The sequence below is a fragment of the Aquaspirillum soli genome, from assembly GCF_054781915.1.
This window is the reverse complement of the sequence record NZ_BAAGTM010000017.1, coordinates 1-14,018: the sequence shown is the minus strand read 5'-3', so window position 1 is coordinate 14,018 and position 14,018 is coordinate 1. Positions and strand designations below refer to the sequence as shown.

The window sequence follows — 14,018 nt, the reverse complement described above, 5'->3', positions numbered from 1 at the left end:
CCTTAGGGATCAATGCTCCTGCGCCGGTGTCACCGTGACTTCGGGTGCCGAACCGCTGCTAGGCGAGGAAGGCGTATTGCTCACCCCCATCGAACCGCTTGGTTTAGGTGGACGAGGCGGACGACCATCCATGATGTCGTTGATTTGGTCTGCATCAATGGTTTCCCATTCCAACAACGCGGCGGTCATGGCTTCGACTTTATCGCGATTTTCGTCCAACAGCCGGCGAGCCAAGGCATATTGCTCGTCAATAATGCGGCGGATTTCTGCATCCACTTGCTGCATAGTGGCTTCGGATACGTTCTTATGTGTCGTAACAGATCGACCTAAGAACACTTCGCCTTCATTTTCGCCGTAGACCATCGGGCCCAACTTATCGCTCATGCCATACCGAGTCACCATATCACGCGCCATTTGCGTGGCACGTTCAAAGTCGTTGGAAGCACCGGTCGTCATCTGATTCATGAACAACTCTTCGGCAATCCGACCACCGAACAAAATCGCAATCCGATCCAACAAATAGTTGCGGTCGTAAGCAAAACGATCTTGTTCAGGTAATTGCATGGTCAAACCCAACGCACGGCCACGAGGAATAATCGTGACTTTGTGGACAGGATCGGACTTCGGCAACAACTTGGCGACAATCGCATGACCCGATTCGTGATACGCGGTATTGCGCTTTTCTTCTTCGGACATCACCATGCTGCGACGCTCAGCGCCCATCATGATTTTGTCTTTGGCCGCCTCAAAATCTTCCATGTCCACCATGCGTTTGTTGCGGCGAGCAGCAAACAGCGCAGCTTCATTGGCCAAGTTAGCTAAATCAGCACCAGAAAAACCCGGGGTACCACGTGCCAGAATTTCCGGTTTGACATCATTGCCAATCGGGATTTTGCGGATATGAACATTGATGATCTGCTCACGGCCCCGAATATCTGGCAATGGCACCACCACTTGACGGTCGAAACGACCCGGACGTTGTAGAGCAGGATCGAGAACATCGGGACGGTTAGTCGCGGCAATCACAATCACCGTGGTATTGGTTTCAAAACCATCCATTTCGACCAACAACTGGTTCAAGGTTTGTTCGCGCTCGTCATTACCGCCACCCAAACCGGCACCGCGTTGGCGACCAACGGCATCAATCTCATCAATAAAAATGATGCAAGGCGAGTTCTTTTTCGCATTCTCGAACATATCGCGAACACGAGCCGCCCCCACACCGACAAACATTTCCACAAAGTCAGAGCCCGAGATTGAGAAGAAAGGCACTTTTGCCTCGCCTGCAATCGCTTTGGCCAACAACGTTTTACCCGTACCAGGGGAACCCGCCAGCAAGATACCGCGTGGCACGCGGCCCCCTAGACTTTGATAGCGTGTTGGGTCGCGCAAGTAATCGACGATTTCTTTGACTTCTTCTTTTGCTTCATCACAGCCAGCCACGTCAGCAAACGTCACTGTGTTGCTGTCTTGGTCGAGCATACGCGCCTTGCTTTTACCAAAGCTAAACGCACCGCCCTTGCCACCGCCTTGCATTTGGCGCATGAAAAACACCCACACCCCAATCAATAGCAACATCGGGAACCAGCTAACAAAGAGGTTCATTAAGAATGAAGGCTCTTCCTCTGGTTTGGCAGTAAAGCGGACATTGTTTTTAATCAGATCGTTGACTAACTGCGGGTCGTAGGGCGCATAGGTGGTAAAACTCGACCCACCGGTATAGCGCCCACGCAGCCATTGCCCGCGTAACGGGTGGCCTTCGATGGTCACCGACTGCACACGTCCTGATTGCAGTTCAGTGATAAATTGTGAGTAGTCCACCAGATTTTGTGTTTCTTGGCGGCGATTAAACTGGTTGAAAACAGTCATTAAAATCAGACCGATAATCACCCAGATAGCGATATTTTTACCAATATTGTTCAAGAGCGGACTCCTTCCCCTGCTCACTCCCACCACGTGAAACATTCACGCTCGGGTCTATTGTACTCTTTGCTGACCAGCAAGTGTCAGCGCCGCCCACGCCCAAGCAAATAGACTTCGCTTGAACGATCACGAGATGCCTTCGGTTTACGCGAAATTACCTCGGTGAAGCTTTGACGCATCGCAGCTAAAAAACTGGCGAACTCACTACCTTGAAACACTTTGACCAAGAAATTTCCACCGGGTTTCAGTTGGGTTTGCGCGAAATCAAGCGCCAACTCAACTAAATGGGCGGAACGTGCTTGGTCAGCCGTGCGGTTGCCTGACATGTTGGGGGCAATATCGCAAAGCACAAGGTCTAGCGGACGATCTGCTAAAAGCGTGAGGAATTGATTTAAAACGACATCTTCACGAAAGTCGCCTTGAATAAACTCGACCCCCGGCACAGGATCCATCGGCAAAATGTCCAAAGCAAACACTTGCCCTCGACCATCCAAAATTCGCGCCGCCACTTGTGACCAACTGCCGGGAGCACTGCCCAAATCGGCAACCATCATCCCAGGCCGAATCAAATGATCTTTTTCGTTAATTTCCAGCAATTTATACGCAGCACGTGCACGGTAACCGTCTTTTTGTGCTTGTTGCACCCAATGATCATGCACATGCTCGTTTAACCACGCGGCACTGCTTTTACTGCGCGCCATATCTTTCCTCTTTAGACGGCAAAAAGTCGGGTAAAATCAAGGTTTTTGCCAGACTTACACCATGAAAATCGAATTAACCCCTGCCGAACGGCAATATCTCAAAGGCCTTGCCCACAGCCTCAACCCTGTCGTAATGATAGGCAACCAAGGCTTAAGCGATCCTGTGATGCGCGAAATTTCCATCAGCCTTGATGCACATGAGTTGATTAAAATTCGGGTGCAAGGTGATGATCGCGAACAACGCACGGCAATGATGGAACAAATTTGCGATGAGCTTGATGCCGCGCCCGTACAACACATTGGTAAGTTGTTGGTCATCTGGCGACCTTCGGACAAAGAAAAAGTCACCCTGCCGAAAGTGAAAAAAGCCTAATTTTTTCGGACAGACAAAAGGCGAGCTCAATCTAGCTCGCCTTATTTTTCTGCTCAGTCCAACTCACACCGCATCCATCACAGATATTGCACGTCGAGCACTTCATATTCGCGCACACCACCGGGGGCCTGCACCTCGGCAATATCGCCAGATTCTTTACCGATCAACGCACGTGCAATCGGTGAATTCACCGAGACTTTGCGAACTTTGATATCCGCTTCATCATCACCGACGATTTGATAACGCACCGTTTCCTCGGTTTCTAAATCCATCAGCTCAACCGTCGCACCAAATACGATACGCCCCTCAGCCTCGATGGTTTTGGGATCGATAATTTGTGCATTGGACAGTTTTGCTTCAATTTCCGCAATCCGGCCTTCAACAAATCCTTGACGCTCTTTTGCTGCGTCATATTCCGCATTTTCAGACAAATCACCGTGACTGCGTGCTTCAGCAATCGCAGCAATTACACTGGGGCGCTCGACGCTTTTCAATCGCTGCAATTCGGCTTTGAGCATCTCGGCACCGACCACGGTCAGGGGGACTTTGATCATGGTGTCATTCTCCAACAGCAGCTTGTTCAACTGCTTTAATAAAAACGTGAGCCGCCGTGAAAGTCACGGCGGCTCAACGGGTTCTAGACATTGCCGGCGATTGTAGCCGGAAAATGCCGAATGGCAAAGTGTTTAGAGACGGGCAAGGTCTTGTAAGCTATACACGTCCAACTCATCCAAGTGCTGCATCCCAATACACACCGCTTTGGCACCGGCCAAAGTGGTATACATCGGCAAGCGCATTTGCAGGGCAGAACGACGGATTGAGTGGCTGTCGTGGATGGCTTGGCGTTTTTCGTCAACGGTATTGATGACCAAACGGATATCACCGTTTTTAATCATATCCACGATATGTGGGCGGCCTTCAGCCACTTTATTGACTTGTTTCACCGCTAAACCAGCTTGGGTAATGGCTTGCGCTGTACCACGCGTTGCCGCCAAATCAAAACCCAGCGCCAACAGCTCGCGTGCCACATCTGCCACACCTGCTTTGTCAGAATCCCGCACCGACAAGAACACAGTACCCTGTTTTGGCAAACGCTCACCGGCCCCCATTTGTGCTTTGACATAAGCTTCAGCAAAGGTTTTGCCCACGCCCATCACTTCACCGGTCGATTTCATTTCTGGCCCCAGAATGGTATCAACGCCGGGGAATTTAATGAAAGGGAAAACCGCTTCTTTAACAGCGTAATAAGGTGGAATCACCTCACCAGCAACATTTTGCTGATCTAAGGACAGACCAGCCATGCAACGGGCAGCAATTTTAGCCAATGGCTGCGTGGTCACTTTCGACACAAACGGCACCGTCCGCGAAGCACGAGGATTCACCTCCAACACATAGATAGTCGAACCTTGTACCGCAAACTGCACATTCATCAAACCAACCACATTCAAGGCTTTGGCCATCGCTACCGTTTGGCGGCGAATCTCATCTTGAATTTCCATTGGTAAGCTGTATGGCGGCAGCGAACATGCCGAGTCGCCAGAGTGCACACCGGCTTGTTCGATGTGTTGCATAATGCCGCCGATGATGACGCGCTGACCATCACTGATAGCATCGACATCCACTTCAATCGCATCATTTAAGAAGCGATCGAGCAACACTGGGCTGTCATTCGATACTTTCACCGCTTCACGCATATAGCGTTCGAGGTCGGCCTGTTCGTGGACAATTTCCATTGCCCGACCACCCAATACATACGAAGGACGCACCACCAACGGATAGCCGATTTCAGCAGCCAATTGGATGGCTTCTGCTGGCGTACGGGCCGTCCGATTAGGTGGCTGTTTCAGATTCAACTCGGCCAGTAATTTTTGGAAACGCTCGCGGTCTTCTGCACAATCAATCATGTCTGGCGTAGTACCGATGATTGGCACCCCGTTCGCCTCCAAGGCACGGGCCAGTTTCAACGGGGTTTGACCACCGTATTGCACGATCACGCCGAACGGCTTTTCCACGTTCACAATTTCCAACACATCTTCTAGCGTCAGCGGTTCGAAGTAGAGACGGTCGGAGGTATCGTAGTCGGTTGACACCGTTTCAGGGTTGCAGTTCACCATGATGGTTTCAAAACCCGACTCACGCAGCGCCAATGCCGCATGAACGCAGCAATAGTCAAACTCAATCCCTTGGCCAATGCGGTTAGGCCCGCCACCCAAAACAATCACTTTTTGTCGATCGCTTGGCTGTGATTCACACTCTTCTTCATAGGTGGAATACATATAGGCGGTGTTGGTTGCAAATTCAGCGGCGCAGGTATCAACGCGCTTATACACTGGGCGTACATTCAATGCCCAACGGTGAGCACGCACGGCACCTTGATCGGTACCCAATAAGGCGGCCAAACGGCGGTCGGAGAAACCTTTACGCTTCAAACGGCGCAATTCGTCTGCGGCCAGCGATTCCACCGTGCGACCTTTTAAGGTTTGCTCTTCGGCAACGATGTCTTCAATTTGTGCCAAGAACCAAGGGTCGATTTTGGAAATATCGAACACTTCATCACGCGACAAACCGGCACGGAACGCATCTGCCACATACAAAATCCGCTCAGGGCCAGCAGAGCCGACTTCGTGACGGATCACATCGAGATCTTGTGTCCGCTCATCAAATCCACATAAACCGGTTTCCAAACCACGCAACGCTTTTTGCATCGATTCTTGCAAAGTGCGGCCCATCGCCATCACTTCACCAACCGATTTCATTTGGGTGGTCAAACGGTCATCCGCTTGTGGGAATTTTTCGAATGCAAAACGTGGAATTTTGGTTACAACATAATCGATAGAAGGCTCAAACGACGCTGGTGTGGCACCACCAGTAATATCGTTTTTCAGTTCATCGAGGGTATACCCCACGGCCAATTTTGCCGCCACTTTAGCAATCGGGAAACCGGTAGCTTTCGACGCCAACGCCGAAGAACGCGAGACCCGTGGGTTCATCTCGATCACGATCATTTCACCGTTATCAGGATTCACCGCAAATTGCACATTTGAACCACCGGTATCGACACCAATTTCACGCAACACCGCCAAGCTGGCATTCCGCATGATTTGGTATTCTTTATCGGTCAGCGTTTGTGCTGGTGCCACGGTGATCGAATCACCGGTATGCACACCCATTGGGTCGAAGTTTTCAATTGAACAGATAATGATGCAGTTATCGTTACGATCACGCACCACTTCCATTTCGTACTCTTTCCAACCGAGTACCGATTGTTCAATCAACAGCTCATGAGTCGGCGAGGCTTCGAAACCACGCTCACAAATCGCCAAGAATTCTTCTTTGTTATACGCGATACCACCACCAGAACCGCCCATGGTGAACGAAGGACGAATTAAGGTTGGGAAACCCACTTGCACTTGTGCATCGAGGGCTTGTTCCATCGTGTGGCACACAAACGATTTAGGGCAAGACAACCCAATTTTTTCCATCGCTTCTTTAAAGCGACCGCGATCTTCTGCTTTATCGATGGCGTCTTCTGTCGCGCCAATCAACTCAACTTTGTATTTTTCCAATACACCATGACGGCTTAAATCGAGGGCACAGTTCAATGCAGTTTGCCCACCCATCGTCGGCAAGATGGCATCTGGGCGTTCTTTGGCGATGATTTTTTCTACCATCTGCCAAGTAATCGGTTCGATATAGGTCACGTCAGCCATATCAGGATCGGTCATGATCGTGGCTGGATTTGAGTTGACCAAAATGACGCGATAGCCTTCTTCTCGCAAGGCCTTGCAAGCTTGGGCGCCGGAATAATCGAACTCACACGCCTGCCCAATCACAATGGGGCCGGCGCCGATAATCAGGATACTCTTGAGGTCGGTGCGTTTTGGCATGGACTCAGTTCTCGTAGAATGACAGAATCTTTGAAAGTGGAACCGAAAACGGCGACGCCGTGTCGGTGTGTGTCTTAATTTAGGCTAGCCGTCGCCAGTTTGGCACCAAAGCCAATAAACATTGCCCCAACACCCCCTGCCATCGACACCGCCAATTTGCGATGACGGCGGAAACTCGCGGCCAAACGGGCGCCCACAAAAATAATGATGCTTAGGTAGGTGAAGCTACACAGCTGCACAATGCTACCCAACATCAAAAAAGTCAGCGCAGGGTAGGGATACGTTGGGTCAACAAACTGAATAAAGAAAGACACAAAAAACAAAATCGCTTTTGGATTTAACAGGCTGATGACTAATGCGCGCCGGAAAGGATGGCTCGCATCCAGTTTGGGCTCGGCCACAGCGAGCTTGTCGGCAGCAGGTGTGCGCCAGTTTTTCCAAGCCGAGTAGAGCATATTGAGCCCAATCCATGCGAGGTAGGCCGCGCCGATATATTTCAGCACAAAGAACAGCCCCGGCACGGTCTTCAATACCGCCGCCACCCCCGTCGCGGATAACAACATCAGAATGGCATCACCTGTAAATACGCCACACGCCCCAGCATAAGCAGGGCGCACACCACGTCGTGCCGCGACAGACAGCACATAAATCGAATTGGGCCCCGGCAACAACACAATAAAGAGCGTGCCGAGAACGTAAGTGGTCAAATCAGTAATGCCAAACATGGTTCCTGTTCCTGCAAAATGGCTGCGCTTTAGCCACGCGCCTGTTTCATGTTGTTGATGAAACGGTCAAACAGGTAGGCAACATCATGGGGGCCAGGGCTGGCCTCAGGATGGCCTTGGAAGCTAAACGCAGGCTTATCAGTTAAAGCAATCCCTTGCACAGTGTGGTCAAACAAACTGCGATGGGTAACGCGGACATTCGCCGGCAAGCTGGTTTCATCCACTTGGAAGCCGTGGTTTTGGCTGGTAATCATCACCCGACCACTGTCTAAATCTTGCACAGGGTGGTTGGCACCGTGATGACCAAATTTCATCTTGCTGGTTTTGCCACCGCTGGCCAAGCCCAACAGTTGATGCCCCAAACAAATACCGAAAATCGGCAGATTGGTTGCTAACAGTTGTTGGATAGCAGTAATCGCGTAGTCACACGGTTCGGGATCGCCCGGGCCGTTAGACAAGAACACACCATCAGGGTTTAAGGCGAGCACCTCTTGCGCCGAGGTTTTAGCTGGCACGACAGTGAGACGACAACCGCGTTCTGCCAACATGCGCAAGATATTGTGTTTGACACCAAAATCGTAGGCAACTACATGGAAAGGGGCGTCGGTGGTTTGGCCATAACCTTGACCCAGTTTCCATTCGGTAGTGTTCCAAGGATAAGGTTCGGTACAGCTCACCACTTGCGCCAAATCTTGCCCTGCCATCGAACCAAAGCCACGAGCCAGTTCAACGGCTTTTGCTTCGTCAATCTCACCTGCCATGATACAACCGGCTTGAGCGCCTTTTTCACGCAATAAGCGGGTGAGTTTACGGGTGTCGATATCAGCGATGGCGACAGTTTGATTGCGAACGAGATAGGCGGAGAGTGATTCTTCAGCGCGGAAATTCGAATGCAGCAAGGGCAGATTGCGGATAATCAAACCAGCGGCAAACACACCGTTGGATTCCGCATCTTCAGCATTAGCACCCACATTACCAATATGTGGGTAGGTCAAAGTCACGAGTTGTCGGGTATAGGACGGATCGGTCAGGATTTCCTGATAACCGGTGATAGCAGTGTTAAACACCACTTCACCGACAGTGTGGCCGGTCGCGCCGATCGACACGCCACGGAAAAGGGTTCCGTCGGCGAGCGCAAGAAGGGCGGGAGTCTGGGTCACGAGTTGCTCCTGGTAGGTATGGCGAAAGCGGAAAATACAAGCGATAGATATGAAGAACGGGACAAGGCGCATTCGCCCGTCCCGTTTTCTTAAACCCTTTAATTATAGCCGCTAGGCGGGGTGTTGCGCAAATTAGGCACGATGGCGGTTTGCCGACACAATGTTTTGCCGAGCATCTCGCCAAATGCAGTCAACACACGGTTGATCGAAAAAAATCAATCCCATCATCTAACCGGCTAAAAGGCGTTGCCATCGGCTTTTAGCGGGTTTTGCCAATTTTTATCAACACCCTGCGGCGGTTATTTAACATTTAGGATTGGTTTTCTGCTGCGGCCAATGCCGCTGCAACCTGTGTTCGGATCACCTCGGGCAACGGGATAGATTGCCCCGTTTGATAGTTCACCCACACCAAAGTGGCTTCACCAATCGCATAGACCGTCTCAGGATCGCCTTGGCGGTAAAAGTGATGGCGCAGTTTTAAGCTAGAACGGCCTAATTTTTCTACCTCAATGGTGACCTCCACTGTTGCAGGATAGGTCAACTCACGTTTGAACGTGCAACCAGTATGAGCAATCACTGGGCCAGTGGATTCAGGGTTAATCGACAACCCCATACGATCTAACCAGTTAATCCGCACCTGCTCTAAATAGCGAAAATAATAGGTGTTATTTAAATGCCCAACCGCATCCATATCACCCCAACGCATGGTGATTGTTTCGCGGCCAATCTCCGGATAATGCTTATCCATGTCTCATTTCCTCGCTGTAATTTTTTTAAAAGAAAAGGGGACTACGCGAGTCCCCTTAGGTGTTACGGTAATACTCACATCGGCTTAGAACAATGCTTCATCCAAAGCCATCACCGATTCTGCACCTTGCAGAATAGCAGGAGCCAAACCAGCGATTTGTGGCAACAGATGTTCACCGTAGAAACGTGCAGTTACCAACTTAGCCGACAAGAATTCAGCATCAGCACCATCTTCTACCAACTTCGCCTGTGCAATCAACGCTGCACGGCCCATTTGCCAGCCGCCTAACAAAATCCCCATCAGCTTCAAGAAGGGCACGGCACCGGCCGCAGGCAAGCGAGGTTCGTTGCCAAATTTTGCCAAGATAAATTCCACACACTCACCAGCAGCTTGAATACCTGCTTCAAGGTTACGACGAGTTTGTGCGAAAGCCTCGCCCAAGTCAGCCAATTTATCCGCCACCGCTTGCACTTCAGCCAACACAGCACGCGCTGTCGCACCGTTTTCGCTAAAGGTTTTACGGCCAATCAAGTCGAGGGCTTGAATACCGGTGGTGCCTTCGTAAATCGCAGTAATCCGTGCATCACGATAGTATTGTGCTGCGCCGGTTTCTTCGATAAAGCCCATACCGCCATGCACTTGCACCCCGAGGGAGGTGATTTCGTTGGCTTGCTCGGTGTTCCAACCTTTCACAATTGGAATCAAGAAGTTGACCAAGGCTTGATTACGGGCTTTTTCTTCTGGATTAGGATGGGTTGCTGCGCGGTCGAGGGCAGTAGCGGTGTAATACGACAACGCACGTTGTGCCTCGATTTGTGAACGCATGGTCATCAACATCCGACGCACATCAGGATGACGGATGATGGCAACACCGTTTGGATCGCTTGAACCTAATTCACGCGACTGCACACGGTCACGCGCATACTCAACCGCTTTTTGATAAGCACGGTCGGAAATCGCCATCCCTTCCACACCCACACCCAAGCGCGCATGGTTCATCATGGTGAACATATAGCCCAAGCCTTTATTGGCTTCGCCCACCAGATAACCCACGGCACCGCCTTCATCGCCAAAACTCATCACTGCAGTTGGGCTACCGTGAATGCCTAATTTGTGTTCAATCGACACACAGCGGGCATCGTTACGCGCCCCTAAGCTACCATCGGTATTGACCAAGTATTTTGGCACCACAAACAGGGAAATCCCTTTCACCCCAGCCGGTGCATCTGGCAGACGCGCTAACACCAAGTGAATGATGTTCTCGGCCATATCATGCTCACCCCAAGTGATAAAGATTTTTTGGCCGGTAACCAGATACGAACCATCACCACTAGGATGAGGCACGGCTTTTGAGCGGATTTGTGCTAAATCCGAACCCGCTTGTGGTTCGGTTAAGTTCATGGTGCCAGTCCATACGCCTTCACACATTTTAGGCAGATAGACAGCTTTTAATTCTTCAGAAGCATGATGATTCAACGCCTCGATTGCGCCCAAAGTCAGCAGAGGTGCCAACGAGAACGATAAGTTGGAAGCACACCACATTTCTTCAGTTGCCATCGCCACCAGTGCTGGCAGGCCTTGGCCACCAAATTCAGCCGGTGCACGCAACCCCACCCAGCCAGATTCTTGGAACTGTTGATAGGCTTCTTTAAACCCTTCGGCGGTGGTAACGGTATAGTTTTCCCACTTATTGCCTTTGTCACCCGCCCAGTTGATGGGTGCCAACACGCCTTCGGCAAATTTCGCTGCTTCTTCGGTGATGGCATCCACCAACTCGACGTTGCAGTCTTCATAACCGGGCAAAGTACATACGGCTGGCAGATCAGCCAGCTCATTCATTACAAAGCGAATCTCTTTCAAAGGGACTTGATAGCTCATTTTTTTATGCTCCTCAATTTATTCCGGATACAAAAAACGGCCACCACCCCGATAACAGGAACAGATGGCCGCTTGATAGACCGCTTAGTCGTGGACGAGTCAGACTACAATTACTTCGACAATTCGCTCATCAACTCAGGGACAACCGAGAACAGGTCGCCCACAATGCCGTAGTCAGCCACTTGGAAAATCGGGGCTTCTTCGTCTTTGTTGACAGCAACAATAATTTTGGAATCTTTCATCCCTGCCAAGTGCTGAATCGCACCGGAGATACCCACCGCCAAGTAGAGCTGAGGTGCCACCACTTTACCGGTTTGACCGACTTGGTAATCGTTTGGTGCATAACCCGCATCAACAGCAGCACGAGACGCACCAACAGCAGCACCCAACTTATCAGCCAAAGGTTCGATCACTGCGCTGAATTGTTCAGCAGAACCTAAAGCACGACCACCGGATACAATCACTTTTGCTGCGGTCAGTTCTGGACGATCCGACTTGGTCAGTTCAGCACCAACAAAGCTAGACAAACCTGCTTCAGCGCCAGCGGCTGTGTTTTCAACCGCAGCGTTACCGCCCTCGCCAGCCGCTTCGAAAGCAGTGGTACGGACAGTAATCACTTTAACGGCATCAGCAGATTTCACTGTGGCCAAGACGTTACCGGCGTAGATAGGACGCACGAAAGTATCGGCAGCCTCGACAGCGATAATGTCAGAGATTTGTGCCACATCTAACAGTGCTGCCACGCGTGGCAACACGTTTTTACCTGTGGTGGTTGCAGGTGCCAGCACATGGCTGTAGCCACCGGCTTTGCTCACTTCAACCACAACAGGCGCTACGTTTTCAGCCAAAGGATGAGCCAAGTTAGCGCCATCGGCCAACAACACTTTGCTCACACCATCAATTTTGGCGGCAGCAGCGGCAGCAGCGGCAGCATTTGCACCTGCGACTAAAACGTGGATGTCACCGCCGATTTTTTTGGCAGCGGTCACAGTATTCAGAGTGCCCGACTTGATCGAGGCATTGTCGTGTTCAGCAATAACAAGAATAGCCATGGCTTACAGCACCTTTGCTTCGTTTTTCAGTTTCGCGACCAATTCGGCAGCGGAGGCAACTTTAATTCCAGCGGAGCGTTTAGCAGGCTCGGCCACTTTCAAAGTCGTTAAACGAGGGGTGATATCCACACCGAAATCGGCAGGGGCTTTTTTCGCCAGTGGTTTTTTCTTCGCTGCCATGATGTTTGGCAGTTTGACATAGCGTGGTTCATTCAAACGCAAGTCGGTCGTCACCACAGCAGGCAACTTCAACGACACGGTTTCTAAACCACCGTCGATTTCGCGGGTGACGTTGACGCTGCCATCAGCCAGATCGACTTTCGAGGCAAAAGTGCCTTGGCCGATGTTCATCAGTGCTGCCAGCATTTGGCCGGTTTGGTTGCAATCGTCGTCAATCGCTTGTTTACCCAATACGATTAGCTGTGCTTGCTCTTCTTCTGCAACCGCTTTCAACAGCTTGGCTACAGCTAAAGGCTCTAACACCGCATCGGTTTCAACGTGAACAGCACGGTCAGCACCCATCGCCAACGCGGTACGCAAAGTTTCTTCACATTGCTTGGGTCCCATCGACACCACAACGATTTCGCCTGCTTTGCCGGCTTCTTTTAAGCGCACAGCTTCTTCAACGGCGATTTCGTCAAATGGATTCATCGACATTTTGACGTTAGCAATATCCACATCCGAGCCGTCAGCTTTGACCCGAACTTTTACGTTGTAATCGACAACGCGTTTTACAGCGACGAGAACTTTCATATGCCTCCAAGACGATTCTGATTGTTTGGCTGCGCCCACAGCCCAGCGCTCTTGTTTGTGAGCGATCGACGGAAGCAAAGGTTCCCATCGCACCCACTTAAACGAGCGTTTAACTTATACCGTGAAAACAAGCCGGTGTAAACGGCTGCTTAACGATAGCCCCGATTGTTATTCGGCTGGTCTATGCTTGGCAAGAGCAGAACCCCTTCTTGCAACAATTGGCCACAACTCGTTAAGTTTTGCGAAACAGATTTTCTGATCTGGGCCATCATCTATTCCGCACAGCAAGAAATGGTTACCCAATGCGCTGAAAGCCTCGGGGTTCAGCCCGAGGTCAAGAGCGCGGACGCTGAAAGCGGCCTAGTGGGATTGTTTGTGATTATCTCAGAATATCAATCAGCTCATCACAACAGCTTGCTATAATTTTGTCATGGAAACCGTCAAAACACTGAAACTACGCATCAAAGACAAGCACGCGAAAGCGTTGCTGGCGATGGCGCGTGATGTGAATACGGTTTGGAATTTTTGCAACGAAACGCAGTATCGAAGCTTACGACGTTATACGAATAAGCCGCAGCGTTGGTTATCGGGGTTTGATCTGCAAAAACTCACCAACGGTTTCAGCAAATGCGATGGTGTTTATATTGGCTCAAGTACCCAGCAAGCGGTTTGTGAAGAATTTGCAACCCGACTGAGACAGTTCAAAAAACAACGTCTGAATTGGCGGGTCAGCAACAAGACATCCCCCAAATACTCACTCGGCTGGATTCCCTTTAAAAAAGGTGCGTTAACCTACAAAAATGGCCAAGTTCGCTTCA

Annotated in this window: 12 protein-coding genes; 2 read left to right on the top strand and 10 right to left on the bottom strand. The window is 50.7% G+C overall.

Annotated elements, in window-relative coordinates; all coding sequences use genetic code 11:
• Window positions 1–9: 9 nt before the first annotated feature.
• Window positions 10–1,923 (bottom strand): ATP-dependent zinc metalloprotease FtsH, encoded by a 1,914-nt coding sequence (gene ftsH, locus ACYVJG_RS11345; RefSeq protein WP_460431146.1) that lies wholly within the window; start codon window positions 1,921–1,923, stop codon window positions 10–12.
• 83 nt (window positions 1,924–2,006) lie between these two features.
• Window positions 2,007–2,624 (bottom strand): RlmE family RNA methyltransferase, encoded by a 618-nt coding sequence (locus ACYVJG_RS11340; RefSeq protein ID WP_022652923.1) that lies wholly within the window; start codon window positions 2,622–2,624, stop codon window positions 2,007–2,009.
• A gap of 61 nt (window positions 2,625–2,685) precedes the next feature.
• Between ACYVJG_RS11340 and yhbY the strand changes: the two genes are divergently transcribed.
• Window positions 2,686–2,997, top strand: a complete 312-nt coding sequence (gene yhbY / locus ACYVJG_RS11335; protein ID WP_022652922.1) for a ribosome assembly RNA-binding protein YhbY — start codon at window positions 2,686–2,688, stop codon at window positions 2,995–2,997.
• A gap of 77 nt (window positions 2,998–3,074) precedes the next feature.
• Here yhbY and greA read toward each other — a convergent pair whose 3' ends face one another.
• The 8 genes from greA to ACYVJG_RS11295 form a co-directional block, all read right to left on the bottom strand.
• Entirely contained in the window at window positions 3,075–3,551 is a 477-nt protein-coding gene (gene greA / locus ACYVJG_RS11330) for a transcription elongation factor GreA (protein ID WP_022652921.1), read from the bottom strand.
• A gap of 132 nt (window positions 3,552–3,683) precedes the next feature.
• Window positions 3,684–6,884: a carbamoyl-phosphate synthase large subunit gene (gene carB, locus ACYVJG_RS11325; RefSeq protein ID WP_022652920.1), complete on the bottom strand. Its 3,201-nt coding sequence runs from the start codon at window positions 6,882–6,884 to the stop codon at window positions 3,684–3,686.
• A gap of 74 nt (window positions 6,885–6,958) precedes the next feature.
• A complete protein-coding gene (gene leuE, locus ACYVJG_RS11320) occupies window positions 6,959–7,609 on the bottom strand; it encodes a leucine efflux protein LeuE (protein WP_460431145.1) in 651 nt (216 codons plus the stop codon).
• A gap of 29 nt (window positions 7,610–7,638) precedes the next feature.
• Complete coding sequence (gene carA / locus ACYVJG_RS11315) at window positions 7,639–8,769, bottom strand: glutamine-hydrolyzing carbamoyl-phosphate synthase small subunit (protein WP_022652918.1); 1,131 nt, start codon at window positions 8,767–8,769, stop codon at window positions 7,639–7,641.
• 310 nt (window positions 8,770–9,079) lie between these two features.
• A complete protein-coding gene (locus ACYVJG_RS11310) occupies window positions 9,080–9,517 on the bottom strand; it encodes an acyl-CoA thioesterase (protein WP_022652917.1) in 438 nt (145 codons plus the stop codon).
• Between the two features lie 84 nt (window positions 9,518–9,601).
• Window positions 9,602–11,395 (bottom strand): acyl-CoA dehydrogenase C-terminal domain-containing protein, encoded by a 1,794-nt coding sequence (locus tag ACYVJG_RS11305; RefSeq protein ID WP_460431144.1) that lies wholly within the window; start codon window positions 11,393–11,395, stop codon window positions 9,602–9,604.
• A gap of 110 nt (window positions 11,396–11,505) precedes the next feature.
• Window positions 11,506–12,447 (bottom strand): electron transfer flavoprotein subunit alpha/FixB family protein, encoded by a 942-nt coding sequence (locus tag ACYVJG_RS11300; protein WP_460431143.1) that lies wholly within the window; start codon window positions 12,445–12,447, stop codon window positions 11,506–11,508.
• Between the two features lie 3 nt (window positions 12,448–12,450).
• Window positions 12,451–13,200, bottom strand: a complete 750-nt coding sequence (locus ACYVJG_RS11295; protein WP_022652914.1) for an electron transfer flavoprotein subunit beta/FixA family protein — start codon at window positions 13,198–13,200, stop codon at window positions 12,451–12,453.
• 430 nt (window positions 13,201–13,630) lie between these two features.
• On the opposite strand from ACYVJG_RS11295, the gene ACYVJG_RS11290 reads away from it, so the two are divergent.
• A partial coding sequence (locus ACYVJG_RS11290; protein ID WP_460431142.1) for a hypothetical protein occupies window positions 13,631–14,018 on the top strand: 388 nt, incomplete at its 3' end.

What these genes read in the sequence shown, in the direction of transcription:
- ACYVJG_RS11295 (WP_022652914.1), bottom strand. Translation starts at nt 13,200, where the DNA reads ATGAAAGTTCTCGTCGCTGTAAAACGCGTTGTCGATTACAACGTAAAA.
- ACYVJG_RS11305 (WP_460431144.1), bottom strand. Translation starts at nt 11,395, where the DNA reads ATGAGCTATCAAGTCCCTTTGAAAGAGATTCGCTTTGTAATGAATGAG.
- leuE (WP_460431145.1), bottom strand. Translation starts at nt 7,609, where the DNA reads ATGTTTGGCATTACTGATTTGACCACTTACGTTCTCGGCACGCTCTTT.
- yhbY (WP_022652922.1), top strand. Translation starts at nt 2,686, where the DNA reads ATGAAAATCGAATTAACCCCTGCCGAACGGCAATATCTCAAAGGCCTT.
- carB (WP_022652920.1), bottom strand. Translation starts at nt 6,884, where the DNA reads ATGCCAAAACGCACCGACCTCAAGAGTATCCTGATTATCGGCGCCGGC.
- ACYVJG_RS11340 (WP_022652923.1), bottom strand. Translation starts at nt 2,624, where the DNA reads ATGGCGCGCAGTAAAAGCAGTGCCGCGTGGTTAAACGAGCATGTGCAT.
- ACYVJG_RS11300 (WP_460431143.1), bottom strand. Translation starts at nt 12,447, where the DNA reads ATGGCTATTCTTGTTATTGCTGAACACGACAATGCCTCGATCAAGTCG.
- ACYVJG_RS11310 (WP_022652917.1), bottom strand. Translation starts at nt 9,517, where the DNA reads ATGGATAAGCATTATCCGGAGATTGGCCGCGAAACAATCACCATGCGT.
- greA (WP_022652921.1), bottom strand. Translation starts at nt 3,551, where the DNA reads ATGATCAAAGTCCCCCTGACCGTGGTCGGTGCCGAGATGCTCAAAGCC.